The 24,133-nt window shown below is 45.0% G+C and carries 22 protein-coding genes and 1 other annotated feature; of the genes, 14 read left to right on the top strand and 8 right to left on the bottom strand.

Features of this window, described 5'->3' with window-relative positions:
* Nucleotides 1-547: 547 nt before the first annotated feature.
* Entirely contained in the window at nucleotides 548-1,678 is a 1,131-nt protein-coding gene (locus AC787_RS20125; RefSeq protein WP_054026420.1) for a winged helix DNA-binding domain-containing protein, read from the top strand.
* Between the two features lie 128 nt (nucleotides 1,679-1,806).
* Here AC787_RS20125 and AC787_RS20120 read toward each other — a convergent pair whose 3' ends face one another.
* On the bottom strand, nucleotides 1,807-3,021 hold the full coding sequence (locus tag AC787_RS20120; protein WP_152970660.1) for a DUF418 domain-containing protein: 1,215 nt from the start codon (nucleotides 3,019-3,021) through the stop codon (nucleotides 1,807-1,809).
* Between the two features lie 131 nt (nucleotides 3,022-3,152).
* Between AC787_RS20120 and AC787_RS20115 the strand changes: the two genes are divergently transcribed.
* Entirely contained in the window at nucleotides 3,153-3,902 is a 750-nt protein-coding gene (locus AC787_RS20115; protein WP_054026419.1) for a response regulator transcription factor, read from the top strand.
* Nucleotides 3,899-5,635 carry a sensor histidine kinase gene (locus AC787_RS20110; RefSeq protein ID WP_054026418.1) on the top strand — a complete coding sequence of 579 codons (1,737 nt, stop codon included), beginning with the start codon at nucleotides 3,899-3,901 and terminating at the stop codon, nucleotides 5,633-5,635. The genes AC787_RS20115 and AC787_RS20110 overlap by 4 nt, the downstream gene beginning before the upstream one ends.
* A 46-nt stretch (nucleotides 5,636-5,681) precedes the next feature.
* On the opposite strand, the gene AC787_RS20105 is transcribed toward AC787_RS20110, so the two are convergent.
* Entirely contained in the window at nucleotides 5,682-6,869 is a 1,188-nt protein-coding gene (locus tag AC787_RS20105; RefSeq protein ID WP_054026417.1) for an aminotransferase class I/II-fold pyridoxal phosphate-dependent enzyme, read from the bottom strand.
* Between the two features lie 52 nt (nucleotides 6,870-6,921).
* Nucleotides 6,922-7,158: a binding site (T-box leader), on the bottom strand.
* Nucleotides 7,159-7,402: 244 nt separating this feature from the next.
* Between AC787_RS20105 and AC787_RS20100 the strand changes: the two genes are divergently transcribed.
* Complete coding sequence (locus tag AC787_RS20100; protein WP_054026416.1) at nucleotides 7,403-8,092, top strand: class I SAM-dependent methyltransferase; 690 nt, start codon at nucleotides 7,403-7,405, stop codon at nucleotides 8,090-8,092.
* Nucleotides 8,093-8,195: 103 nt separating this feature from the next.
* Nucleotides 8,196-8,534: a hypothetical protein gene (locus AC787_RS20095; RefSeq protein ID WP_054026415.1), complete on the top strand. Its 339-nt coding sequence runs from the start codon at nucleotides 8,196-8,198 to the stop codon at nucleotides 8,532-8,534.
* 97 nt (nucleotides 8,535-8,631) lie between these two features.
* Here the strand turns inward: AC787_RS20095 and AC787_RS20090 are convergent, their stop codons facing one another.
* Genes AC787_RS20090 through AC787_RS20075 form a run of 4 tightly spaced genes read right to left on the bottom strand, consistent with a single transcriptional unit; the run spans nucleotide 8,632 to nucleotide 12,090 of the window.
* Complete coding sequence (locus AC787_RS20090; protein WP_054026414.1) at nucleotides 8,632-8,868, bottom strand: S-layer homology domain-containing protein; 237 nt, start codon at nucleotides 8,866-8,868, stop codon at nucleotides 8,632-8,634.
* Nucleotides 8,869-8,903: 35 nt separating this feature from the next.
* Complete coding sequence (locus AC787_RS20085; RefSeq protein ID WP_054026413.1) at nucleotides 8,904-10,097, bottom strand: MFS transporter; 1,194 nt, start codon at nucleotides 10,095-10,097, stop codon at nucleotides 8,904-8,906.
* Nucleotides 10,098-10,136: 39 nt separating this feature from the next.
* A complete protein-coding gene (locus AC787_RS20080) occupies nucleotides 10,137-11,267 on the bottom strand; it encodes a Gfo/Idh/MocA family oxidoreductase (RefSeq protein WP_321166134.1) in 1,131 nt (376 codons plus the stop codon).
* Complete coding sequence (locus AC787_RS20075) at nucleotides 11,257-12,090, bottom strand: sugar phosphate isomerase/epimerase family protein (RefSeq protein ID WP_054026412.1); 834 nt, start codon at nucleotides 12,088-12,090, stop codon at nucleotides 11,257-11,259. Before AC787_RS20075 ends, AC787_RS20080 begins: the two co-directional genes overlap by 11 nt.
* 354 nt (nucleotides 12,091-12,444) lie before the next feature.
* Between AC787_RS20075 and AC787_RS20070 the strand changes: the two genes are divergently transcribed.
* The 7 genes from AC787_RS20070 to AC787_RS20040 all read left to right on the top strand — a co-directional run bounded on the left by AC787_RS20070 (nucleotide 12,445) and on the right by AC787_RS20040 (nucleotide 19,346).
* A complete protein-coding gene (locus AC787_RS20070; protein WP_054026411.1) occupies nucleotides 12,445-13,845 on the top strand; it encodes a stalk domain-containing protein in 1,401 nt (466 codons plus the stop codon).
* Nucleotides 13,846-13,864: 19 nt separating this feature from the next.
* On the top strand, nucleotides 13,865-14,728 hold the full coding sequence (locus AC787_RS20065; RefSeq protein WP_054026410.1) for a phosphate ABC transporter substrate-binding protein: 864 nt from the start codon (nucleotides 13,865-13,867) through the stop codon (nucleotides 14,726-14,728).
* Between the two features lie 223 nt (nucleotides 14,729-14,951).
* On the top strand, nucleotides 14,952-15,914 hold the full coding sequence (gene pstC, locus AC787_RS20060; RefSeq protein ID WP_054026409.1) for a phosphate ABC transporter permease subunit PstC: 963 nt from the start codon (nucleotides 14,952-14,954) through the stop codon (nucleotides 15,912-15,914).
* 14 nt (nucleotides 15,915-15,928) lie between these two features.
* Nucleotides 15,929-16,819: a phosphate ABC transporter permease PstA gene (gene pstA, locus AC787_RS20055; RefSeq protein WP_054027162.1), complete on the top strand. Its 891-nt coding sequence runs from the start codon at nucleotides 15,929-15,931 to the stop codon at nucleotides 16,817-16,819.
* A gap of 173 nt (nucleotides 16,820-16,992) precedes the next feature.
* Nucleotides 16,993-17,484: a DUF1648 domain-containing protein gene (locus AC787_RS20050; RefSeq protein ID WP_054026408.1), complete on the top strand. Its 492-nt coding sequence runs from the start codon at nucleotides 16,993-16,995 to the stop codon at nucleotides 17,482-17,484.
* 94 nt (nucleotides 17,485-17,578) lie between these two features.
* Nucleotides 17,579-18,355 carry a 3'-5' exonuclease gene (locus tag AC787_RS20045; RefSeq protein ID WP_054026407.1) on the top strand — a complete coding sequence of 259 codons (777 nt, stop codon included), beginning with the start codon at nucleotides 17,579-17,581 and terminating at the stop codon, nucleotides 18,353-18,355.
* Nucleotides 18,356-18,467: 112 nt separating this feature from the next.
* Nucleotides 18,468-19,346 (top strand): DMT family transporter, encoded by an 879-nt coding sequence (locus AC787_RS20040; RefSeq protein ID WP_054027161.1) that lies wholly within the window; start codon nucleotides 18,468-18,470, stop codon nucleotides 19,344-19,346.
* A gap of 59 nt (nucleotides 19,347-19,405) precedes the next feature.
* On the opposite strand, the gene AC787_RS20035 is transcribed toward AC787_RS20040, so the two are convergent.
* Nucleotides 19,406-19,990 carry a LysE family transporter gene (locus AC787_RS20035; protein WP_054026406.1) on the bottom strand — a complete coding sequence of 195 codons (585 nt, stop codon included), beginning with the start codon at nucleotides 19,988-19,990 and terminating at the stop codon, nucleotides 19,406-19,408.
* A gap of 114 nt (nucleotides 19,991-20,104) precedes the next feature.
* On the opposite strand from AC787_RS20035, the gene AC787_RS20030 reads away from it, so the two are divergent.
* Nucleotides 20,105-20,659, top strand: coding sequence for a helix-turn-helix domain-containing protein (locus AC787_RS20030; protein ID WP_054026405.1), 555 nt, complete (start codon nucleotides 20,105-20,107; stop codon nucleotides 20,657-20,659).
* A gap of 62 nt (nucleotides 20,660-20,721) precedes the next feature.
* On the opposite strand, the gene AC787_RS20025 is transcribed toward AC787_RS20030, so the two are convergent.
* On the bottom strand, nucleotides 20,722-22,371 hold the full coding sequence (locus tag AC787_RS20025) for an RNA polymerase sigma factor (RefSeq protein ID WP_054026404.1): 1,650 nt from the start codon (nucleotides 22,369-22,371) through the stop codon (nucleotides 20,722-20,724).
* A gap of 191 nt (nucleotides 22,372-22,562) precedes the next feature.
* Between AC787_RS20025 and AC787_RS20020 the strand changes: the two genes are divergently transcribed.
* Nucleotides 22,563-24,131 (top strand): class I adenylate-forming enzyme family protein, encoded by a 1,569-nt coding sequence (locus AC787_RS20020; protein WP_054026403.1) that lies wholly within the window; start codon nucleotides 22,563-22,565, stop codon nucleotides 24,129-24,131.
* Nucleotides 24,132-24,133: the final 2 nt, after the last annotated feature.

Genomic DNA, 24,133 nt, shown 5'->3' with positions numbered 1-24,133 from the left:
AACGTAGCTCCTTTCTCTGGACTTCTCTATTGCACAAAGTGCAGTAGATACCTCTTTCCTTCCCCTCTCCTCTTCTCCCATGGCATACTTTGTACGTCGTTCTTTGCCTTACGCCAAATCACATCAAAACAAACTCTGCCAAGTAACCATTTCTAGATTACCCCCCTACATTGCAGTTAGTGCAACGTGGCATCCACTTTTCCTGCAACTCCTCAGCTACGTTGTACTTTCTGCAATAGAATCATCCATTTGAGCCCCATTTACTTCATTAGAGTCCTATTCTATTGCAATACTGCAACGTAGCTCCTTTCTCTGGACTTCATGTGAGGTATCTATTGCACAAAGTGCAGTAGATACCTCACGACTACTCGTTCACGCTATATTGTGTCTCCTCGCGTTCAACATCCCTGGCTAAACACACCCTACTTATCACCTTACAGCAAAACATCTCAGATACACCTAACCTAATGTTGTCAGGATTGATACGGTATAATAAAGTTTATAATGAGGAATAGACGAATCGTAAATGTGGAGGGGGATTTGTGGTATGAGTTCATCTAGGCGAGCTAAGGGTGCAACGGGGCCAGTTTTAGAAACGCGCCAACTAAATAGAGCTTTGCTTGAGCGGCAAATGCTGCTGCGAAGATCAAATGTATCCGTGCTGGAAGCCATCCGGCAATTGGTAGCGATTCAGTCGCAAGCGCCTAACCCGCCCTATTTCGCGCTATGGACACGGCTTGAGAACTTCCAACAGGAGCAGCTCTCCGCGCTCATTACTGAGCGGCAGGTCGTGCGTATTGCACTCATGCGCTCTACGATTCATCTGGTCAGTGCGAGTGACTGCTTGGAAATGCGCCCCTTGCTTCAGCCTGTTTTGGAAAAAGGTATGGTTAGTACATACGGAAAAATGCTGCAAAACACAGACCTAGAAGCTATCATCGAAGCTGGTCGTACGTTAGTGGAGGAGCAGCCTCGCACTTTCAATGAACTAGGCAATCTGCTCGCGTTACAGTGGCCTAATGTTGAACAATCAGCCCTTAGCGCTGTCATTCGAACCTTTGTTCCGCTCGTCCAAATACCGCCTCGCGGTGTATGGGGCCTTAGTGGTCAAGCTACACATACATCTGCGGAAGCTTGGCTTGGTCTATCGCTTGCGAATTCTCCTTCCTTGGAGGAGATGCTGCTGCGTTACCTTGGCGCCTATGGCCCAGCAACGATTAAAGATATGCAAATTTGGTCTGGACTAAGCAAGCTCCGCGAGACAGTCGAGCAGCTGCGCCCAAGGCTACGTACCTTCTCCGACGAGAAGGGCAACGAGCTGTTTGACCTGCCGGATGCCCCCTTGCCGCCCGCTGACACGATAGCTCCGCCGCGATTTCTATCCGAGTTCGATAATATGCTGCTATCCTACTCTGACCGCAGCCGTATTTTGGATGAAAAGTATAAACCACTGGTGTTCACGATTAACGGCATTATTCGCTCTACATTTCTAATTGACGGATTCGTACGCGGCACGTGGAAAATAGAGCAAAAAAAAGATTCAGCTGCTCTCATCATTCAATCGTTCGAAAAGCTAAGTCCAGCAGATCATGATGCATTAGTAGAAGAAGGTTACAAGCTGCTAACATTCGCGGCAGGCGACTCCCTCACGCATGACATTCAGTTCAACCCCCTATAACAAGCATGACAACCTAGAAGCAATCCGCCTATCATACTCTACATACATAACAAAAAAAGGAGCAGCTTTTGACAGCCGCTCCTTCCACACTCCAATCCACATAGTAAAACGTCTGCCCCTCGACACGCTTACAAACCAGCGTTAACTGCCTGCCCATCTGCTATTTTTTTCGAAACCCGTGCTTTCCCGCCAAACGACCAATAAGTTACTACTCGTAGCAGCCGCTCAAACGGACCATTTTTGAACCAGAACAACATGAAGCTGGATACGACTGCCTGAACGGCATAAATGGCTATCCCAAGCAGCACACCGTTAAGCACACCGATCTTTCCGAACCAGCCTAAAGCATAACCATAAAATATAGTCGTACAAATGACCGTCTGCATCAAATAGTTAGTCATTGACATCCGTCCCACCGATTCAAATGCCATAATAATGTAGGAGCGTTTGGATAAATAGGACATGACGAGCGCAAGTCCAAAAATATACCCGAATGCCAGCAATTGCGCACCCAAGGTCAATAATACGCCGCTCCAAGCCCACTCTGGTTGAAGCACAGCCACACCTTTCGATAAAAGACCCAGCGGCAGCAGGATGCCGCCCATCCATGCATACCTGCGTCTCTCTCGTTTAGGATTATGAAACCATTGCTTATTAGCAGCCGCTATCCCAAATAAAAACATCGGCAGCAGCATAAACGGCATCATAACCATAATCACCGCCATGACCGCCGCAGGTAATTCTAACGGATCTTCATCCTGGCGAAAATTCATAATTTCCTGGTACGTTCCCTCGCCATATACGGTTATAGACTCTACCACATATTCCTGCATACGAGCTTTCTCTTTCGGTGTCTCTTTCTCCATTCCGAAGCTTATGCCCGCCATTAAGAGGCTCAAAATAACTCCCCAGATCATAAGCGTCTTTGCCTTCCGTTTGATAAACAACAATAAACAAAATCCCGCAATCCCATACGCTAGTAAAATATCACCCTCCCAAAGGAGCATGCTATGCATGATGCCTAATCCCATCAGCATAAAAAAGCGCCGTACCATATACCTGGCCGGCTTAAGCCCCTTCGCGACCAGTCCCTCGCGCAGCTTATACAGACTGTAGCCGAATAAGAACATAAAGATCGGCATAAAGCTGCCTTCCACCGCTATCTTCAGTACTTGGTGCGACACTTCGTCCAGCTGAGTTGGATTAAAAAGCTGCATTTCTTCTTTCCCATAAATGCCATATTGAAAAATAAGCATGTTCGCAAGCAGTATGCCAAGCAAGCAGAAACCTCTGATCGCATCAATAACGCGAATTCGGTTTCCCGTTTCTATTTGATTTCCCATTCACCTCACCTCTTACACAATCATAAGGATTCCAGTTGAACTGCGAACAAACGGAATCATAACAGCAGCTTAATTTTTTTCATTTTTGTTCAACAGATGTTAAGGTTTGTGTGCTAGCATAAAACGGGGTGATGAACATGAATAACATAGTCATAGTGGAAGATGAACCTTCTATTGTAAAAATGCTGCAGCTGGTGCTTCAAAAGGAAGGCTTCCAGCATATCTATACGGCAGGTACCTGCCAAGAAGCTCTCGATACGATCGGTCGCTTCGGAGCCGATATCGTGCTGCTTGATGTTATGCTGCCCGACGGCAGCGGATTTGAGCTTTGCTCAAAAATTAGACAACTAGGCAATCCGCATATTTTATTTTTAACTGCCAAAGCATCCGATCTCGACATTTTGACCGGATTTGCTATGGGCGGCGATGACTATATAACGAAACCATTTAATCCTTTGGAGATTGCAGCTCGCATTAAAGCCAGGCTGCGCCGCATGGAAGAGGTGGATTCACCTTCATCACATTCAACCTTTGCTTCATCCTTAGCGGCAGCCTCTGCCTTCCATCAAATCTACCGATTCGGCCGCTTTCAGTTAAACGAAGCAGCTGGGGAACTATTAGTAGACAACCAGCCGGTCTCATGCCCTGCACAGGTTTTTCAGCTGCTGCTGTATTTCTGTAAAAACCCCGGTATTGTCTTCTCGAAGGGTCAGCTATATGAAGCGGTATGGGGCATTGACGGACTAGGAGACGACAATACGGTCATGGTTCATATCCGGCGAATACGGGAGAGAATTGAATGTGATCCCAGCATGCCTACGCATTTGCTCACCGTTCGTGGACTCGGCTATAAATTAGTTAAGGAGCCTGTCAGCCTATGAAGGTTCAACGCCGAATGGCCTTTCATTTTACGTATCAGCTCGTCGTTTATTCGATTCTCATTTTCGTTGCGATGATCGTGTTGTTCCTTGTCCTTATTAATAAAATTACGAACGAGGATCTCAAACGGAACTTTCCCGCCGGCGCGCTTAGTTCCATTGTCGCGGAAACCGATTATTCGAAAAAAAAGATTAAGATGACGACGCACTGGAAGAAGCTCATTGAAGAGCGTGATATGTGGCTGCAAGTCGTGGACGCCAAAGGCCAAGTTATTTATTCAGTCCATTCGCCTGACAATCATCCGACTTCTTATTCGATTACACAACTTTTAGCCATCCAGCAATCCGGAAAATTCGGTTCCTATACTGTCGATAACGAGCTCGATCTGACGTATTCTACTCCGCTGCTCTTTCTTCTTGGTTACAATAATCCGCAGCAAGAGAAGCTGACTGCTTGGTATATGGCCTACGAGCAGAATGGTCTAGTAAATGCGGCATATAAGAATGACCTGCTCACAGAGTTAAGGAAAACGAACAGCTATTTGCTGATTGTCGACCAAGCGGGCAAAAGTGTTCAAACGATCGGAGATCAAGCCTCAGCTATCGATGTATACGAGCCGCTGGAAGTATTGACTATGCAGCAAAAACCTGGAGATTACGACACAAACATTTATGTGTACCAGCCTGAAGATAGCCATATAACTTGGATTTTGCACACGCCAAACGAACTAAGAACGTTTACTAAACAACCCATCCTATCGGAAGCTATACGTCTCTTCATTTGGATAGGCGGCTCGCTGCTCCTACTATCACTCGCCATTTCGATGTGGCATGGCTATCGATATGGTCAGCCGCTCATCCTGTTCGCCGGATGGTTCGAGCGGATGGGCAATGGATTGTATGATGAGGTGCTTACGCCAAAGGATCGCAAAAAGGTATTCCGCCGCAGCGGCAAGCTTCGTATTCGCTACCGTCTCTATCGTGAAGTGATTGCGGCCTTCTACCAAATGGCCGAGCGACTGGCGCAAACGGAGAAGGATAGGCTCCAGCTTGAGAAAACGAGAGAGGAATGGATGACAGGCATCTCGCATGATTTGCGCACACCGCTCTCGACTATTCAGGGCTACGGCTATATTTTGGAAAGCTCCCCTGCACAGTGGAGCGATGAAGAGCTTCAGGACATGGGCAAAATGATTCGCGAAAAAAGCAACTACATGCTGGAGCTCATGAATGACTTCACGCATATTTATCAATTAAAGCATGGAGTCGTCCTTATGGATCGCCATGAAGTCGAGCTGGGTGAGCTTGTTAGACGATCGGTACTAAAATATGTGAATGATGCCACTCTTGCCGAAGTAGACTTTCATTACGAGGGTGACGCTCTTCCCGTTCCTATATACGGCAATGAAAAGTGGATGCAGCGGCTGATGGACAACCTGCTCTCCAACGCGGTGAAGCATAATCCTCCCGGCATAACCGTTACGGTGGCCTGCGGCCTGCTCAATGATGATGCATTCATCCGTGTCTCTGACAACGGAAGAGGCATGGATGAAGAGACCGTCCACAAGCTGTTCGAAAGGTATTACCGCGGCACAAATACAGAAGAATCAAGCAACGGCTCTGGCCTTGGCATGAGCATCGCCAAAATGATCGTAGAAGCACATAATGGCCGAATTGAGGTACGCTCAACGATTGGAGAAGGCACCTCAATCCGTATTTATTTTCCAAGCGATTGATCATCTTGCTTTAACAATGAAGGGAGCCTTTGACGGCTCCCCTTCTTTAATTTCCGGACATGCCCGAAGCCTTCAAGCAGCGATCTATACGCTCAAGCGCTTCGTTAAGTCTGGATACGGAAGACGCGTAGGAGCAGCGAATAAAGCCTTCCCCTCCTTGACCGAACACATGCCCAGGCACAGTAGCGACGCCTGCCTCAAACAATAGCTTTTGTGCAAAAGCATCGGAATCAAGTCCTGTATGCGCAATAGAAGGAAAAGCATAAAACGCGCCTCGCGGCTCATGACAGGGTAGACCGATTTCCCTTAAACCTTTTACAAACATTCGTCTGCGCTGAGCATACGCCTCTATCATCATATCCTTTTCCTCTAAGCCATTACGCAACGATTCTATCGCTGCAACCTGCCCAATAATAGGTGCGCACATTACGGTATACTGATGAATCTTAAGCATAGCAGCGATGAGCTCCTGATGGCCGCATGCATAGCCGATTCTCCACCCTGTCATCGCAAAAGCTTTGGAGAAGCCGCTAATAAGCAGTGTTCTATCCCTCATGCCCGGCAGCGAGGCAAAGCTCACATGTTTCGCATCATAGGTCAGCTCCGCATAAATTTCATCGGATATGACGATTAGATTATTTTCTTCTACAATCTTAGCAATTGGCAGCCACTCTTCATAAGTCATGATGGCACCTGTTGGATTGTTCGGATAGTTTATAATAAGCACCTTGGAGTGCGGGGTAAGCACTGCCTTCAGAGCTTCTGCCGTTAGTTTAAAATGATCCTCCGCAAACGTTTCAACCTCAACGACCTTCCCGCCATTTAACTGCGCGATCGGTGAATAGGCAATATAACTAGGAACAGGTACGATGATTTCATCATCCGGCGCTATTGATGCCCGCAGTGCAAGATCAATGGCTTCACTGCCGCCAACGGTAACAAGCACTTCATCCGCTGGCTCGTATTTCAGTTGAAACCCATTATATAAATAATTTGCAATCTCTTCTCTAAGTTCAATAAGTCCCGCATTTGATGTGTAGGATGTTTTTCCTTGCTCTAATGCACGGACGCAAGCCGCTCTTACATGCTCAGGCGTAACGAAGTCAGGTTCCCCGACGCCAAGCGAGATAATATCCTTATTGCCTTCAGCCAAGCTAAAAAACTTACGAATGCCCGAGGGCGGAATTTGCTGCACCATTGGCGAAATCATCTTGCTCATCGACCATGTCTCCATTACTTTTCCTCCTAAAATATGGTTAATAAAACGCAAAAGAGACCCATCCCTATAAAGGGACGAGTCTCTACCCGTGTTACCACCCTAGTTTCACGCCGAAGCGCGACACTCTGCTCATGTATCTAGCAATACATGTTCCCGTTAACGCTGGAAATGCGGCAGAGCTTACTCTCGTTCAGCCTGCTTCTCGGAGATGGCTTTCCGCTAGTACCCGAACGTTGGTTTTCAGCTGCCCCAACTCTCTGTTCGATCAGGCCCATAACGTACTCTTTCTCGTCATCGAATGTAAAAGCTATTTAACTTGTCATATGTGTTCATCAGTAATCTTAAAATTTTACCAATCGTACCATCAAAAACACGGTTGTGCAATACCCATTTTTTAACTGATAAAGATTATATCATTTATAGTTAAAACCTATAATTCATATTTGTTTTATATATTTCCATTATGAATAAAACATCTATAATATACATTTCAACCGGGCAAGGAAAGGCAATAAAGCGATCAGCCATTTATTCGAGGAGGCACTATTATGAATGAAAATGTGAAAAAACAGTTTGATGCTGTCGCATCCCAGTATGATCAACAGCGTCGCCAACTGATCCCCTGCTTTGATGAATTTTATGACATAGCAACCGATTTCGTTCACTGTGAGAGCAATGCCCCACGTATTCTCGACTTAGGCGCGGGAACGGGACTTTTCTCTTCCTTGATCCGCAGAAAATACCCAAATGCCTCTCTTACTCTAATCGACTTAAGCGAAGAAATGCTAAAGGAGGCGCAATCTCGCTTTGGAGTAGACCCAGCAGTCAGCTATATAGCGGCAGATTACTCAAGCTACCCTTATACGGAAAAATATGATGCGGTTATCTCCTCCTTGTCCATCCACCACCTGACGCATCCAGCTAAACGCGCCATGTTTCGTACCATTCATCAACTTTTAAAAGAAGGCGGAAGCTTCGTCAACGCCGATCAAGCAGCCGGTACAACGCCATATTGGGATCATTATTATATGACGAAATGGAAAGAAGCCATCTGGCAAAGCGGTTTAAACGCTGATGCGATTGAAGCGTCCATAAAACGCCGAAGTTTCGACATTAATGCAACCATAGTTGATCAGCTTGATTGGCTGAACGAGGCTGGATTTGTTAATTCCGACTGTGTATATAAAAATAATTGCTTTGCTGTTTTTGCCGCATTAAAGAGTAAAACATCTTCCTAATTCAACGCCACACAAGCACAATTGCAACAAATCGCTTGCATCTCCGTTAATTCCTAGTATAATACTAGGCATATATACAAAACGGTGATTGGAGTTGATCCGTATGACCTATTCCGAGAAACAGATCGCAGCAAAATGGGTTGATGATTATTTGGATCTTTATAACTTTGCTCTATCGATCGGAGATGCAGAGTGGCAGCAACAAATCCTTCAAAACTTGCACGCCAAAGATAACCATATTCGTCTCGAAATCGATCATGGTATTCGCGTCGATCTATGGCTTCGTTTCGATCAAATCAATCGTAAAATGCTTGATATTTACGAGCAGCTTCGGAATGCACAAAATTCCGAGCAGCAGAAGCAGCTAAGGGAAAAGGTTTGGGAGTTTAAGCTTCAACGGGTCATGATTGCCAGCAAGCTAAAAGCCCACTATGCGTTGTAAGGCGAAATCGAGTGACCTACCAAAAGTTTAATTAATTTCAGTATAAAAAAGGCAGTTAATTCGGCTAAAACAAGCCCCGATTAACTGCCTTTCCCTATTAAAGTCCTTCTTCAGTCGCTTCCTGCTCAGGAGCGGCATTTTCCTTATGCGCTTCAATAAAACTTTGTGCATCATACAGGTAAGCAGCCGCTTCAGCACGGGTTACAATATGCGCTGGATCAAAATTCCCCTCATCATTTAAGGACATAATTCTGTATAGGAGCGCACGCTGAATGGTCCCTTGGTATGCTTTCGTAATATCCTTTTCATCTTGAATATCATGATGTCCATTCACTTATTCGAACGACCATAAGACAAGAAAAGTTGCAGTTATCCAGCATGAGTGCTCATCGTGCTGCTCGTCTTCGTTTCCTTGCGCAGCCGTGCATACAATAAGGAGAAGCCCGCTATCCCTAGCGCTGCCATTATGCTGCATAATTGGTACATCGCCTGCGGACCTGTTTGCTCAAACACCCAGCCTCCGAGCAGTCCTGCCGCTATACCTGACAAGCCTCCCCAAGTGAGTGCATAAAGCGCCTGTCCTGAGGCTCTGAATTCGGCAGGCACAAGCAGTACAGCCAGCTGCGTGCCAATGTAGTAATAACCGCCAAATGTTAAGCAATGGAGCACTTGGATATAAATAATTTGCTGAGCACTGTCTGCGTTCGACATCAGGAACCAGCGCAGCGCGAACAGTATGCTGATAACAACGAGGCACAACACCATCGTTTTTGTGTTTTTTTTCAAATACCGATCAAGCAGTAAAAATACCGGTATTTCAAAGATGGATGACCAGAAGGCCGACCAACCGATTAATGAAGCTTCTCCGCCTAATTCTCTAATATAGAGCGCGATAAACGTCGTATTCATAGAGTTAGGAATAGAGATGACCAGTCCAATGATTAAAAATAATAAGAAGGAGCGGTTAACAAACATAGAACGGTAGTTAACCTTACCTGTAGGGGCCGCTCCCTTCGCTTCGCCTTTTGGCAGTGTAAAAGCAAATCCAAGCGAGACAAGCATCATTACCGAATAGATAATCCAGAGACGCTCGATGCCAATCTGTCCGATGACGGGTCCAGCCACCAAAGCCATAAACGCCCAGCCGAGTGAGCCGAACAAGCGAAAAGCACCGAATTTATGCTTCGTTCCCTCAATGCTGTTAAGAATCAGGCTGTTGCTCTGAGAAAATAACGGCATTTGAAAAAAGAAAAAGAACAGCATACAGGCGTAGATGATCGTATACGATTGATACAAAAATACGAGCTGCATGACAAGCATGCTGCCAATAAGCATCACAATCAGAATAAGCCTTACATTGCGGAAGCGATCGCTCAAATATCCCCATAACGGATTGGCGATGATGGAAACAACGGGACCACCCGCCATTAGCGCGCCGATCTCAAGTGTGGACATCCCAATGGATTGCAAATATACGACAAAAAACGTACTGTACACGGCAATCGCACCATATACGAAAAAATTAAAAGCTTTAATCAAATGAAAAGTACGATTCTGATTCATATCCAAGTTCCTCGTCTTGCTCTTTAGCTCAGCATGTCTTTAAAGCTCTACAGCGGAAGTACGTGCGCGCATGATGACTTCCTCGCTACTCACTTCCCGCCCAAGCTCCTCTGACATATAAATGCCTTCGCTAATCAGCATAGTATTCAGCGCAATTTCCGCTGTTGGCAGCAATGGCACCCTACCTTGCAGCGCCGCGATCCAGTGATGCTGGGATGAGCTATAGGCATCCTCATTCTCATATAAGCGATTTCTGCGCAGGTCCATTAAATCAAGGTCCAACGTGCTGTCCATATCCATATCACAAACCGTGTTATGGAAGCTGAAGGACTGAGCGTAGGGTCCTGTTTGTTCATTCGGCAAACGTACGCCGCCCTTGGAACCGGCGATACTGCTGCCCTCGAAGCCGCCAAGATGCACAGCCCACGCTTCCACAATATCAAGCGTCAAACCACCACTAAACCGAATGAAGCCTGTAGCCAACTCCTCAACATCAAAGCCGCTTATTTCCCTTCTCTCTTGCAGCATATCCGTCTCTTGATACACCTTCCCGGAAATTCTCTCAACCTGCGGATTGCCTAATAAATAGAGCAGCTGCGCAATGTGATAGACGCCCATGTCGAGCAACGCGCCTCCTGCCGCCGTTTCCTTGCGGGTAAAATAAGGCGTGCCATAACCATCAACAAACGGTCGATTTCTCCTGCGAAAGCCAGCCGAACGGGCATGGTACAGCTTGCCAAGCATTCCACCGTCAATTAATGTTTTTGCAGCTTTCGTATCTTTACCATATAACGTGTATAACTGCACATGCAATTGTTTTCCACATAAGTTCGCAGCATCGACCATTGCTTTGCCATCCGAATAGGTTCCTGCAATGGGTTTCTCGCAATAGACATGCAAGCCCGCTTGCAGTGCGGCGATCGTCACTGGCGCATGAAAATTGTTATGCAGGCACACGTCAACCGCGTCCAAATCGCCTTGTTTCAGCAGTTCTCTAAAATCAGCATAGGCATGCGGTATACCATAATGCTCGGCAACGCGTTTAGCTTCCGCTTCATTCAGGTCACATACAGCTACGAGCTCAGCGCCAGCGATATTCTTGTACTTATCGATATGCATTTTTCCAATCTGCCCTACGCCTATGATACCAATTCGTATTTTATTCATCATGTTGAGCCCCTCTGCCTGATTGTTGGTCTGCCTCGATCAGAAGCTTCTTTACCTTCGTAATAAGCAGCTCCGTCTCCATGTACTGATTGCTTGGCGCATTATATTCTACTCCCCAATACCCTTTGTAGCCTGATTCTTGCAGCATATGAATGGTCTCCAAGGCATGGGCACCGTCAGCTGTTTCCTCGTCAAAATGCGTATGGTAGGCCCAAGGAGCCACGATGCGATCTCCTTCTGCTTGATTCTCCTTCCACCGACCTAAATGCACGAGAAAACCAAAGGATGGATGATCAACTGTCTCTGCGAGACGCTTCATCTCATTTGGATTAAGTGACGCTCCCATATGATTCTCTGGTCCAATAAGAAAGCCATGGTCAGCTGCATAACTCGAAAACTCCTGGTATCTTTTAACCGTATATTCAAATTGCTCTTCGCCCATTGCTTCCCAGTTCTCGTAGCTGCCTCCCGTATCGATACGAACCGTCTCTGCGCCCAAAATAACAGAAGCACGCAAATGAACGAGCGCATTATCATACAAATGCTGACGCATTTCCTTGTCTGGGTCCCACAAATGAGCTCCATCAATCGCAAAATTAACGACCCGCACTTCTTTTTCATCAAGCGCTTCACGTATTTTGCGAATATAGCTTTCATCGGCCAGCTTCATAATAGGCTTGCTGCTGCGATCTATGAAAAAACCATTCCACAAATCGACCACATCCATGCGATACCGGAATTTTACCGTTTCCAAGTATCCGAAAATATCCATTTTCCCTTCCAAATACGTGTTGTTGAATGAATAACCTCCGATTGAAATGTTCATTGATTAGTCCTCCAATAAGTGAATAGATTTGCGAGCATACAACCATTATAAACCTCGTTCAAAAAAGGCTATGGTGCACTTTCTTCTTATAATGGGGGAAATTTCTACTTTATTCAGCCAGAAAGGAGGAGATGGAATGAGGCGCAAGACTCTTGAACTTTACAATTTCCATACATTTTCTAAATATTGGGATGATAATTCGTTGTTATGATCAGGTAGAAATAAACGATTCGCTACAAAATGTATTGATTTAGCGCTGCCTGGGAGGGATCAAGCTAACCATACATACCGACCACGTACGCCTTGGATTCTATTAATAAAAAAATACCCATTTGAGAAAGGTGACCCTATTCCATGCAAATGAAAAAAGCAATGGTAATCTCGATGATCGCAGCAGCAATTAGCGGGGCAGCAGTTACTCCGGTATTCGCACAAACAGCTTCAGCAAAGTACGCCGCACAAATGAACACAGCAAACTTTCTTGTTAATGCAAATCCGGTATCCGTTCGTACCGTAGTAGATGGCGGCGTTACACTCGCATCCGTTCGTGATATGACAAATGCCATTGGCGCTACTCTTCACATCAACAGTGATCATACCGTAGTTGTAAAGTTTGGCGATAATACGCTGAAGCTGAAAATCGCTGCAAAAACGATCACAGTGAACGGTGTTGCAACTGCCCTTCAGCATCCAGCTATCGAAGTTGCTTACTCCACTTTCATCGAGCCAGCTGCATTCGTTGAGGCGCTTGGCGGCACTTATGAGGACAACACCATACATACTGTTCAATTGCTAGATGGCGCTGAGCATGCCGTTTGGGTTAACTCAAACCAGCTCATCGTATCGAACACAGCTGGCGAGGGCCGCGAGGATTTCTTGGTTGACGCTGCTACCGGAAAATACGAGCTGCTGCTTGCATCCTCTGATACTTCCGAGCTTATTTTGTCTCCTGATGGCAAAAGCGTTGCTTACTCCGATGCGAATGGTGCGGTGTTCACGATTGATCTGAGCACAAAACAAGCGAAGCAAGTAAGTACGGACAGCTCAATCAAAAACGAACTGCAATGGTCGAAGGACGGCGCTTCCATCTTCTTCTTGCAAGGTGACAAAAGTTCTGTCATTGCCAAGCTAAATCTCGCTGACGGCAAAGTATCCAAAGTGCTGGAAGACAAAGTTGACTACAAAGCGAACCTTGAAGTATCCGCAGACGGCACGCAATTTGCTTTCTACGTCTTCAAGCAACCTAAAGTAACGGCCGACAGCAGCAAAGACGTTGAGCTTGATGATGTTGCTATTGATGCAACAGGCACTGAGCCGCAAATCTACTTCTATAACTCTGCCGTTGCTGATAATAAGCCCGTGCAGCTGACAAAAGATACAACGGATAAAGTTTTCCTTAAGCTGGCAGCAGACGGCTCCAAAGTGAGCTATGTTAGCGTAAGTGCAGACGAAGCAAGCGTTGGTCAACTTGTAACTGTGGACAATACAGGCAAAGCAAGTACGCCTCTCTTCGCTGACAAAGACGTTTACCAATTAGCTCAAGGCGGAAGCAATCTCTATCTGCTGACTGCTGACGGAAACAGCACTAACGCAATCTACGAGATTGACAGTGCAACGGGTACGAACAAACTTGTGCAAACCGTATCTGACAGTGCAACAGAGTTGGTCGTATCGGGCAGCTCGGATTTTGCAGCGCTTATTGATGGCCAACTGGTAGTATCCACGCAAGGCAAATGGAAAAACATCACAAACTAATTAATGGAGGTCATTCCTAATGAAATGGTTTAAACAATTAACAATCGCAGCGCTAATCGCCGTTATCGGCTTCAGTTCCGTTCCTGCATCAACTCCTACGGCTACCGCAGCTAGCAAACTTAGCGGCAAAATTGTCATCAACGGCTCCTCTGCTCTTCTGCCTTTAACACTTCAAGCATCAAATGAGTTCAAAAAATTGAATCCAAAAGTAAAAATTTCAGCTTCCGCAGCTGGATCGATTACTGGACCGCAAGCTGTACGCAAAGGCATCGCAGACATCGGAGCAGTTGACTGGGATGCATCTAAAGATGTTCCAGGCTTCAAAAAATTCGAAGGTCAAGTTGCTCATAAAGTAGCAATCATTCCATTCGCAGCTGTTGTAAACAAAAACGTAACTGCAACAAGCCTAACGACAAAAGACTTGCAAGGCATCTTCTCCGGTAAAATTAAAAACTGGAAAGAAGTAGGCGGCAAGGATGCTGATATCATCGTTGTAAACCGTACTTTCGGTTCTGGTACTCGTGTTAACTTCCAAGACAAAGCGCTTGATGGCACTGATTTCATGAGCAAAGGCGACAACTACAAAGAAGTAAAAACGAGCGGCGACATGAAGTCCGCCATTGAAACGACACCTAATGCTATTGGTTACATGGACCTTGCTTATGTAACAGACAAAATGACAGCTGTAAAAATCAACGACATCGCACCAACTGAAGCTAACGTTATTAACGGTAAATACAAAGTATGGGGTTACGGCTACTATATGACGAAAGGCGAGCCGACAGGCGCAACAAAGGAATTTATTAAATACGTGCAAAGCACAAAATTCCAAAACGGATCGCTTAAAAAGCTTAAATTCATTCCGATCTCAGCTATTAAATAGTTAAGCAGCTTTGACGGAGAAATATAAGATAAGTAGGAGCAAATGATATGCTTTCTTATATTTAAAAAAGAAGAGCGGTCGGCTTGCGCATAGGAGCGCTTAAGTCGACCGTTCCTTCCTTTAATAACCTAAATATTTATTCCCATTTATATTTCACTGCGAAGCACGCTTAGCTGCTCCATAGCCAGCTAGAGCCGGTTTCGCACAGAGGAGCCTATAATCTATGTTGGAATCCACTCATGCTGCAAGGCACCCGCGCCTCTCTTCTGAGCTCGGCAACGCGATCTTGACTGGCAGCAGCAAGCCGTTTGACCGGAGATCGCGCTTGTTTTTCACGAATCGTATGTTTCGTTACTTGTGCATAGCAGCAGCCGGTTTTGTATGCCTGATCCTCTTCCTCATCTTGCTGCTTATGTTCCGTACCGGCGTTTTGACGTTCAGCAATATTTCGCTGGCAGACTTCTTCTTTTCTACCGAATGGAATCCCGAGAATGAACAATATGGCGCGCTAATTTTCATATTTGGCACCTTTGCATTGACCGCGTTGACACTGCTGATCTGCGTACCTATTTCCTTAATCATTGCCGTATTTCTATCTGTCTTTGTACCGCCATGGCTCAAAAACATGCTTCGTCCAGTTCTTGACCTGCTCGTCGGCATCCCTTCCGTCGTCTATGGTTATTTGGGCTTGACCGTACTTATTCCTCTGATTCGAAATGTTACCGGAAGCGGCATGGGTGACGGCCTGCTCGCGGCAGCGCTCGTGCTTACGATTATGGTACTGCCTACTGTAAGCCGTATAAGTGATGATGCGATTAGCGCCGTACCAGCCAAATTCAGCGATGCTTCTTATGCTCTAGGCGCTACACGCTTCCAAACCGTATGGAGAGTGCTGCTTCCATCGGCCAAAAGCGGAATCATGTACGCCGTTATTCTCGGCATGGCGCGTGCAGTTGGTGAGACAATGGCCGTCGTTATGGTCATCGGCAATACGCCTCAACTGGCCGACAGCTTGCTCAAGCCTACCTCCGTTCTCACGAGCAACATCGTTATGCAAATTTCGAACGTTCCTTTTGATTCGACTTGGAACTATGCGCTCTACTTAATGGGCTTCCTGCTCCTCGTTATATCGCTGCTAATGATCGTTGCCATTCGCTGGCTTCAAAGAAAGGGGTCGCAAGCATGAAGCAAGCCTTAGATATGAATCCATTAGCAAACCCCTTTAGCAGCAAAAAAGGGCTTAACCGATTTAAAGATCGTTTATTCACAGGTGTTGTATGGTCGTTAGGCATTTTAATCATTGCGTTTATTTTTGGCCTACTTTATTTAATCTTGCAGGATGGTCTTCCAAAAATAACATGGAACTTTATATTCGGCTTGCCGAGCGAGATTGATGAAGGCGGCGGTATCGGACCGACCCTGCTGAACTCCTTCTACATCTTATTTATCTCTTTACTCATCTCTATTCCGCTCGGAATGGCAGCAGGCATTTATTTGGCCGAATTTGCACCCGACAATAAGCTGATCGGCTTCGTACGTGTTTGCGTAGAAGGACTCGCTTCCGTACCGTCTATCATTTTCGGCTTGTTCGGAATTGCTCTTTTCGTCGAATATTTCGAGATTGGCTTGACCATCCTTGGCGGCGCAGTCAGTCTAGCTTTTCTTAATTTGCCAGTACTAACCCGCGTAACAGAGGAGTCGATTCGTGCTGTACCGAAAGAGCTGAAGAGCGCTTCCTTCGCACTTGGCGGCACGCATTTGCAAACCATTACACGCGCTCTAATACCTGCTGCACTCAACGGCATCATAACGGGCATTTGCCTTGTTGCCGGTCGCGCATTCGGGGAAAGCGCCGTAATCATCCTCACTGCAGGCGTGACGACATCCGGTGAAATGTGGGATTTCAGCCTCTTCTCTCCTGGTGCCACACTTGCGGTTCACCTCTGGTATGTACAGTCCGAAGCCATTGTTGGCGACGCTCAGGAAATTGCTCAAAAAGCGGCGGCCGTGCTCGTATTTGTCGTACTGCTTATCAATTTGGTATTCCGTATCCCGCTATGGCTTAATTCCCGGCGTATGAAACGCTCTTAGAATGCTGACAGCCTGAACAAATACTTGATCGTATGTCTCCAGCTCAGCCATCTTCGGCTTAGGCTGGAGCTTCTTTTTTGGAAAAAAACTGTAAAAAAAGGTTACTATACGCAAAAGCATACGTTATAATTAAAAGGTACGCACATGACTAGAGAACAGGCGGTGCTGCCACGATGGCGAATTTACCTAAGCTTACCATTGCAAGATCAAACCTCGAAAAATGGCATGATGGAATAGCAATACTGCTTTTACTCTTCTCCTTTATCTATTCCATTGTAAAATGGTCTGATCTTCCGCAAACGATTGCCATTCATTTCAACGGAAGCGGCGAGGCTGACGGCTGGGGCAGCAAAGGATCACTAATTATTTTACCGACCATTGCACTCGTATTGTTTATTGGGCTTACGCTTTTACGCAAAATTCCTCATCAATTCAATTACATGACCACGATTACTGAGCAAAATGCCCCTTACCAATACAAAACCTCCATCCATCTGCTAAGTTGGATCAAGCTTGAAATTGTAGCATTATTCACTTATGTGCAATGGGCTGTCATCCAAGATGCATCCGGAGGCGCCTCATCGCTTGGCGTATGGCTGCTTCCTGTTGTCTTCGTCATTCTAATGGGTACCATTGTCTTTTATGTAATCAAATCAAAAAAATAAACCTGCTGCGACGTTCTACCATATTGTAGTTTCCATCTGGATAACTTTTTCTGATAGAATAGATAACACAGGCTATCTATCGGAGGTTACGATTTTGGACTACATTATATTGGATATTGAATTTAACGGACGAAAGTTTGCAAGCGAATTACCTATGGAGGTTATTGAAATTGGCGCGGTTCGTCTCAATCGTTCACTTGAACAGGTAGATGAATTTTCCACATTGATTAGACCGATTTATTTCTCCAAGCTGAACAGCTTCATTAAGAAAAAAACAGGCATTCCACAGGAAGACATCGACGTGGCAAGCCGATTCCCGAAAGTCATTGGGGATTTCACAGCATGGCTGAAAAAAAGCGACTCCTTCATGCTGTTCACTTGGGGCGGCGAGGATTTGAAGAGGATCGTCTACGATACGCGCATGCATAAGCTGGATGACAGCTTCTGGATGGCTGCCGATTATTTCGACCTATTAAAGGGTTATATTCGCTACAAGAACGTAACTAACGATGTCAGCGTCGAAGCTGCGCTCATTGATCTTGAAATAACGGCCGAAGGCTCAGCGCACCGGGCACTCGACGATGCTCGTATGACCGCTGAAGTGTTCCGTAAAATTTTTGACGAGCTGGATTTTGAGCTCAAACAGCAGTTCAAGGATATGTACACAAATGCAAAGGAACGCAGAATGGTAAAAAACGCGATTCGCTCCATGAACGCGCAGAAGATCGTTCCGCAGTGGGAAGTTTTCGCTGAACGTTATTTAGCGGGTAAAGCTTCGTTCGAGGACGTACGAAAAGTGACGGAGCTTCAGCAATATTTTGATGCAGAACTAGAAAAGGCTGGGAAAACATCAGCCGGACAAGCCGGATAGCCGCTCGAACTGTTCTCGTTTTGTCATAAATATAACAAAGCCCCCTGATCCTTCAATCGCAGATGCTGCGAATGGGCTCAGGGGGTTTATAAGTATGGGAGAAATTGCAACTATGAATCGCAGCACCAAGTCTTTTGCCACTTATGAATTACTATACATCATTGGTATCATCGCTATATCTTTTTCTTCCATTTTTGTTCGTTGGTCAAATGCTGACGTTGCCGTCATCGCCATGTACAGACTTTATTTAACCAACCTCCTTATGCTGCCGCTCGTCTTTAAATACCGCGCTGAATTGTTCCATCTCAGTGCCAAACAGTGGAGAATGCTAACCCTTTCCGGCGTGATGCTCGGCCTGCATTTCTTGTTATGGATGGCTTCACTGCGGCTAACCACGGTCGCAAGCTCTACCGTTATTTTGACGCTGGAACCGGTTATGGTCATGCTCGGCTCTTACTGGCTGTTCCGTATTAAGGCAAATCGCATGATGCTATGGGGTATGGGGATTGCAATTATCGGCTCCATCGTCATAGCATCGGGAGACTTTTCCCTCTCGAGAGATGCTCTTATCGGCGACGTTCTGTCCTTTCTAGGTGCGGCAGCAGTAGCAGTTCATATGATGATCGGCAAAGAATTGCGTAAGGATATGAGCGCATTTACTTATAATTTCTGGGTATTCGCACTTGCTGCTACTTCACTCGCCGTCTACAATCTCGTTCGCGGCAATTCCTTCACGGGCTACAGTCCGCAGGAATGGGGTATTTTCTTGCTGCTCGCGATCGTTCCGACGTTGTTCGGGCATTACTTGTTCAATTGGCTGCTGAAGCATATGAGTGCTGCAGCCGTATCGATGGCTGTCCTCGGTGAGCCAGTCATCGCATCAGTGCTCGCTTGGGCTCTATTAAAGGAAGCGTTGACGGCTTATCAGATGGCCGCCGGCGTACTCATCTTGTTTGGCGTATGGCTATTCATACGTCATGGCAAGGAGTAGAAACTAAGAGTTGCAGCAATTTTAGCTCAACTATCATGCCCTTCTGTTTGAACCATCCCCTACAAATGCATTGAAATTGCACTATAAATCAATAATAATCCCATGAATACATTGAACTTTTTCTCATGTCTAGAGAGGAACTTTTGAAATAATGCACCAAAAACAGCCCAGCAGGATGTTGCTACCAGTCCTACAAAGGCAAGGAAAATCGAAAACAATAATAAACTTATATTTGATTTGTAAAATGGCATGATGAACGTCGAAATCGCTGTAATCCCATATAATATCACCTTGAAATTAACGAATTGCAGCAGCATGCCAGATACAAATGAGTTCAGCTGCCCATGATTATCTCCATCACTATTGTGTGGTCTACTCTTCATAATTTTAAATGCAAGATAAGCCATATACAGGCTTCCTAACATATTCATTACAAATTTCATTTTAGGAACGAAGCTATATAATAACAGATTGAAATAACAACATAGCAGCATTAATAGTAAGAAACCAGTTGCTACACCAAACAGAAAACGAATAGACCTCTTCATTCCATATCGGCTCGCATTAGACATCGCCATGATGTTATTTGGCCCTGGCGTAAATGTGTTCACAATAACATAAATCAAAAAAGGAGTTAAAGCCATTATTTAAATCCGCCTCTCGTGTGCTATACTTGAACAAGATGTACTCTTTAACGTATATACGTTATGATTATACATTATGAACGCTATAGCGCACAATAGAGGAGGCTAGTTATTTTGGAAGACATTAATTATGTACTTGCCAATAACCTAAAACACCTGCGGGAACTACAAAAGCTTAGTCTTGATAAGGTTGCAGAAATGACAGGGGTCAGCAAAACGATGTTAGGACAAATCGAACGCGGCGAATCAAACCCTACTATTGGAACCGTTTGGAAAATAGCTAATGGTTTAAAAGTTTCATTCACTTCCCTCATTAACGAACCACAATCCGATACAGTTATCGTTCGCAAAAATGAAATACAAACACTAACAGAAGATAACGGTAGATTTCTGCTTTATCCGTTTTTCCCCTTTGAAGAAGGCAGACGTTTTGAAATGTATTCGGTTGATATGGAAATAGGCGCTTATTTGAGTTCTGAATCACACAAGGAAGGAACTCAGGAGTTTTTAACCGTGTTTGAGGGTGAGCTTACCGTTCGTGTAAATAATGAAGAATATACAGTGAAGACGGGCGATTCCATACGGTTTAAAGCAGATGCTCCCCATGTTTATCACAATTCAGGTAATTCCATTGTGAGAATCAGTATGGTGATTTATTATCCGTCTTAACAAGAGGCTGTTCCCAAAGTAGAATACTTTACTTTGGGAACAGCCCCTTTTGTGTTATTCAGCTACTGGTTGCTGGATGGAAATTGCCAAACTATTGTGGTAAGTCGTTTTTTCTCGGCATCGGCAGGCACAGCCAAAATATGTTTACGCTCCAAATATTCCATTACCGCAAAAACAAGCGTCATCCCATCATTCATTGCTTTGTACACAATCTCTTTGTCGGATATAAACGACGGTGCATCCTTCCTGCATACGGATATCATATCCTCATAGATCTGATCTACTTTCTTTTTAAAGCTGTTCTCATTAAATGCTTGATCCAATATACGGTTCAGCGCTTCATGCTGAGAGGCAGTAAAGAATGGAACCAAACATTCTAGATTACCGCTCTCCATGGACACAAAGCCTTTTTCGACCAATCTGCTAATTATGATCCGATCATATTCCGAGTGGGAAGCTCCGCTCTCTATAAGCTCTAGGACCCTTGATAAGTCATCCAGATCGGGAGCGTTAAAGTCTCTCCACGTCATACCCGACCACCATGACTCCATTTGAAGTCCGCCATGGTAATGGCTGTTGCGCGTTTTAATGCCATTCGTCGCATATTTGCGAACAATCTCATGATTAGGCAAGCTGCTGCGGTACTCCTCATCGCTATAAAGAATAGAAGCAGTCACAATATACTTCCCGCCATCTTTTCTTTCATCCGGCTGGTATTGCACATAATACGATTCATCCTTCACTTGATAGTACTGCGTCCAAATGGCATAAGGAATTAAAGTCCATAAAAGGAACGTTTCGTTCAAATGCGTGCCATGAAAAGCTAAAGCGCGTATTTCTTCCAATTTTCCCGCTACACATGCATATATTTCTTCCGCGAGCTCTTCTGCTTTGGATTTGAAATAGTCAGTTTCAGTGGATAGGCTGCGCATCGTTTCTATAATAAAGTTCGTCTGGTACTTCCCTTTGCCCACTTGCCGCACTAAATCCGATTTCTCCAACTTCTGAAGCTCATCCTCAACATAGGCGCTGGCAGCCCCGATTTTGCGCGCGATCTCTTCAATGGTCAAAGGCTTTTCATAAATTGTAACACAGATATTCGATATTAGCATGGAATTGAAATAACAGTTCGGCTCATTATTGGGGCCCGGTGTTCCACTGTGACCAACTATCATCCTTACTGGGTTATAGCTTAATCTATCGGCAGCTTGCTCCATTTTTATAGCCTCCTTCAGCTTTTTACGCACTTCAAAGAGATGCCACTTCACCGTCCCTGCTGCAATTTGCAAGCGCTTCGCGATCTGCTCGACACTCTGCCCCTCGTAATAATAATGAATGGTAATGTCTCGGTGTAGACGCGACAAATATGCGATTTCAAGCCGCATGTTTTCCAGCAACTCTTCCGTATCCTCCGCTAAGAGCTCAGTATTCGTGTTAGGTAGAGACGATATATGTTCGACATTCGAATGATTCCAATGGCGCTTTTCCTTCGCCAAATAATTGCTCCAAGTATAGCAGCAGATCGTGTGAACCCATGCGTCCATGTTGTTCACCTCCTTGCCTGTCTGAAGCGATCGGTACAACGCCAATAATATTTCCTGGGACAAATCCTTTGCATTTTGTTCATGTCCCGTTTTCGAGAGAGCAAAGCCGAATATTTTTCTCGAATAGCTTTGCAGAAGCGAATCGTCAAGTAGGTTTTGTGCTGTCATATGGCACCTCCTTTGGCAGTGGTATGGTATATAAGTAGCTGCAATGACGGATTGGTTGGTCATTTTATAAAAAAATGATTATTTTTCTATAAGGAAAAACAATTTGCTGCCAACGCTGCAACCTGTTACGTTTTAATAGCATAGTAAATTCATGGGTTTTGTCGATAATATTTCATTTAGGAGGTTATGATATGCTGCTTTCCAAAATATTGCCGAAGGCTGCTCAGATGCATCCAACGAATGACGCAACGAAGGATAAGATTGAAACCCTTACTTATGAACAGTTATTTAATAAGGTTAACCGTGTCGCACAAGGATTTCATGATCTTGCAATCAAGCCAGGTGATCGTATTGCCCTTCTTAGTCACCCGTCACCGTACCTCGCTATTGCCGAACTTGCTGCGGTTGCCATTGGTGCCATTCCTGTAACGATCTTTCCCGGATTAGCTGCAAATGAAATCAAACAAATTGTCCAAGATGCCGCTCCGGTTGCACTCGTCTACAGCTCCGAACAATCTCAGCTATTAGAATCCTTATCTTCACTGCCTATTGCACATTTTATATCATGCCGCTCAGATCATTCTCCCCTGTCATTGCAGTCTTTTATTACCGATTGTCCGTCTCTCTCGGAGTGGCATGAAGCAGACCTTGATGATATAGCGCTTATTATTTATACAGGCGGTACGACGGGCCGTTCCAAAGGCGTGATGCATTCACATCGCCATATTCGCAATTGGTCCTTTATGAACCTAGAGAGGGGCGGAGGACATCATCCTACTAAAAAATCAATCGTTATGAATCAAGCGCATTTAACTGGTCAGTTTATTTTGTGGACGACCTTATATGAAGGAGGATGTCTCATTTATCCGAATGACTACCCCGTTCGGGCTGAAGAGGTCGTTGACATCATTGAACGTGAACGAATCAAGTATCTGGGTACTGTCGGGCTATTATTCCGAGATATTGTCCATTTGGAAAATATCAAATCCCGCAGTCTCCACTCTATAGAAGGAATCTCATGCGGCGGAGCCCCCATCAATGAGAAATTATTTCACCAAGCATTAGATATTTTCCCAAACGCACAAATAACAGAAGTATATTCACAAACAGAAAGCGGTCAATTCATTAGTTTTTTAAACATAAACCAATGCTTCCATGCAGGTAAGCTAAACCGATTATTATCAGTGGGCAACCCTGCGAATATGCCATTTTTAGGACAAAAAGCATTCCATATACGTATCATCGACGACCTCGGTCATGATGTCAAACAAGGAGAAACAGGCGAAATTATTTGTAAGGGAGATCAAATCATGCTTGGTTACTGGAATAATCAAGAGGAAACGAACAAAACCTTGCGAAATGGTTGGCTCTATACAGGTGATTTAGGCAGGTTTGATGAGGATGGTTATTTATATCTCATGGATCGCAAAAAAGATATCATTATTGTAGACGGTTCAAATGTTTACTGTTCAGAAGTAGAGGAGGTACTAAGCAAACATCCCTCCATTCTTGAGGTCGCTGTAATAGGAACACCAATGTCAGATGATGGCGAAGAAGTAACCGCGGTGGTGTCCCTTAAAGACGATTCAGAACTGACTTTAGGTGATCTGAAGTTATTTTGTCTCGAACAGATCGCCGAGTTTAAAATACCTGCGCGATTAGAAATCGTTAAATCGCTCCCACGAACATCCGTTGGAAAACTGAACAAATCTGAACTGAGAAAACCGTATTGGCTTGGTAGAACACGTATGATTAACTAAAA

Origin of the sequence: Bacillus sp. FJAT-28004 (genome assembly GCF_001280845.1) — a bacterium.
In the GTDB taxonomy this organism is placed as follows: Bacteria; Bacillota; Bacilli; order Paenibacillales; family Paenibacillaceae; genus Pristimantibacillus.
This window is presented reverse-complemented; position numbering and strand designations above follow the sequence as displayed.

Coding starts and splice junctions, on each gene's coding strand:
- pstC (WP_054026409.1), top strand. CDS start 14,952: ATGTTGGAATCCACTCATGCTGCAAGGCACCCGCGCCTCTCTTCTGAG.
- AC787_RS20035 (WP_054026406.1), bottom strand. CDS start 19,990: ATGGCTTTAACTCCTTTTTTGATTTATGTTATTGTGAACACATTTACG.
- pstA (WP_054027162.1), top strand. CDS start 15,929: ATGAATCCATTAGCAAACCCCTTTAGCAGCAAAAAAGGGCTTAACCGA.
- AC787_RS20075 (WP_054026412.1), bottom strand. CDS start 12,090: ATGAACATTTCAATCGGAGGTTATTCATTCAACAACACGTATTTGGAA.
- AC787_RS20105 (WP_054026417.1), bottom strand. CDS start 6,869: ATGGAGACATGGTCGATGAGCAAGATGATTTCGCCAATGGTGCAGCAA.
- AC787_RS20070 (WP_054026411.1), top strand. CDS start 12,445: ATGCAAATGAAAAAAGCAATGGTAATCTCGATGATCGCAGCAGCAATT.
- AC787_RS20020 (WP_054026403.1), top strand. CDS start 22,563: ATGCTGCTTTCCAAAATATTGCCGAAGGCTGCTCAGATGCATCCAACG.
- AC787_RS20065 (WP_054026410.1), top strand. CDS start 13,865: ATGAAATGGTTTAAACAATTAACAATCGCAGCGCTAATCGCCGTTATC.
- AC787_RS20050 (WP_054026408.1), top strand. CDS start 16,993: ATGGCGAATTTACCTAAGCTTACCATTGCAAGATCAAACCTCGAAAAA.
- AC787_RS20110 (WP_054026418.1), top strand. CDS start 3,899: ATGAAGGTTCAACGCCGAATGGCCTTTCATTTTACGTATCAGCTCGTC.
- AC787_RS20125 (WP_054026420.1), top strand. CDS start 548: ATGAGTTCATCTAGGCGAGCTAAGGGTGCAACGGGGCCAGTTTTAGAA.
- AC787_RS20080 (WP_321166134.1), bottom strand. CDS start 11,267: ATGATGAATAAAATACGAATTGGTATCATAGGCGTAGGGCAGATTGGA.
- AC787_RS20095 (WP_054026415.1), top strand. CDS start 8,196: ATGACCTATTCCGAGAAACAGATCGCAGCAAAATGGGTTGATGATTAT.
- AC787_RS20040 (WP_054027161.1), top strand. CDS start 18,468: ATGAATCGCAGCACCAAGTCTTTTGCCACTTATGAATTACTATACATC.
- AC787_RS20085 (WP_054026413.1), bottom strand. CDS start 10,097: ATGAATCAGAATCGTACTTTTCATTTGATTAAAGCTTTTAATTTTTTC.
- AC787_RS20115 (WP_054026419.1), top strand. CDS start 3,153: ATGAACATGAATAACATAGTCATAGTGGAAGATGAACCTTCTATTGTA.
- AC787_RS20120 (WP_152970660.1), bottom strand. CDS start 3,021: ATGGGAAATCAAATAGAAACGGGAAACCGAATTCGCGTTATTGATGCG.
- AC787_RS20025 (WP_054026404.1), bottom strand. CDS start 22,371: ATGACAGCACAAAACCTACTTGACGATTCGCTTCTGCAAAGCTATTCG.
- AC787_RS20100 (WP_054026416.1), top strand. CDS start 7,403: ATGAATGAAAATGTGAAAAAACAGTTTGATGCTGTCGCATCCCAGTAT.